Annotated in this window: 1 pseudogene; it reads right to left on the reverse strand. The window is 35.1% G+C overall.

The window, feature by feature from the left end:
* Window positions 1-510: 510 nt before the first annotated feature.
* Window positions 511-1,101, reverse strand: a pseudogene (locus KQI58_RS22425) (LysM peptidoglycan-binding domain-containing protein); the annotation flags it as partial.
* Between the last annotated feature and the right edge of the window lie 136 nt (window positions 1,102-1,237).

Consider the following 1,237-nt stretch of genomic DNA (forward strand, 5'->3'; position numbering starts at 1 on the left):
GATTTGCGTCATTGTCCGTTCATCCTTTATTGATTGTGTGAGAACTTCAATAATACATGAAATTGGGCAATGACGTTTTTTTATTGTCTTAAGTGGCTAAGTTCATTATAAAATCCGCCATGGAGTTAGATTTATCCTTAATAATATGAATTGTTGACCTCTTCAATTGGCGTATAAATGATTTCATTTAATGATAGATAATAAAATCATGAAATTACATATTAGGTTAGAATTTCTGTGAAAACAAAATGAATATTCCACCTTTTGTATACTTAGGCTACCTATCTATACAATTTTGATTAAATAAAATTTTATTTATACTCTATAAAGTTCTTTATTGGGATTGCTCTTCTAAAACATATTTCTTCCAAAAATATGTTCAAAATCACTAACAAACAAGGGCGTTTCTCTCCTTTTTAAAGAATCTAATACTTTTTAATTTTTGCTATATCCAGTTAATATGAAAAAACACTTATAAGGTAATTACCTTATAAGTGTTTTCACTTCAATCTAGGATTCCCAGGACATTACCCCATAACTTCCAGCAATTCCTTCCATTAGCAAACTATCTGCATAGCCATCAATAAAGCTTGTTGCCTCTTCCTCTGTTGAGAACAATCGACTTCCTTTTTCGATGTTCTTTGATTGATCCTCACCTTCATAAGCATAGAACCAAACTGTGTATTGAACCTGTGGCTCTGGATTCGGTGTCGGTGTGGGATCTGGGGCCGGTTTCAGATCTGGTGTAGGATTAGTCACCTCTCCACCATTACTTGTTCCGTCAGATGAGCTTCCATTGCCTGTGGTTCCGTCATTATTGCTTTCCTCATTATTAGTAGGTGTTGAAGTAGTATCAGAGGCTGCGTCATTCGTTTGATCTTGTTCGTGTGTATTTGACTTACTTGGAGTTTGTGTGGCCTGACCTACAGATTCTCCAATCGGTTGATTCGAAACTATTTTGTCCGACTCAGTAATTTGTTGCTGATCAGTCACTACACCATTTTGATCTTGAACAGTTACGACATTTCCTTCAAACACCAACTTATTTCCTGCATAAATCAGGTTGTAATTTCCAATACCATTTAATGAAGCCAGTTTTTGTTTGTGGCAAGATAAAGGTGGTTCTTTCCAGCGTTAGTTGAAAATCCGCTTTTTTCTCATCCATTCTAATTGAATGGTCTTTTTCCTTAACGTTTCAAAGCTACAACGACCATACATGATTCTTTTGATGACTTTC

The organism is Enterococcus raffinosus, from assembly GCF_018917525.1.
Taxonomy (GTDB): domain Bacteria; phylum Bacillota; class Bacilli; order Lactobacillales; family Enterococcaceae; genus Enterococcus_A; species Enterococcus_A raffinosus_A.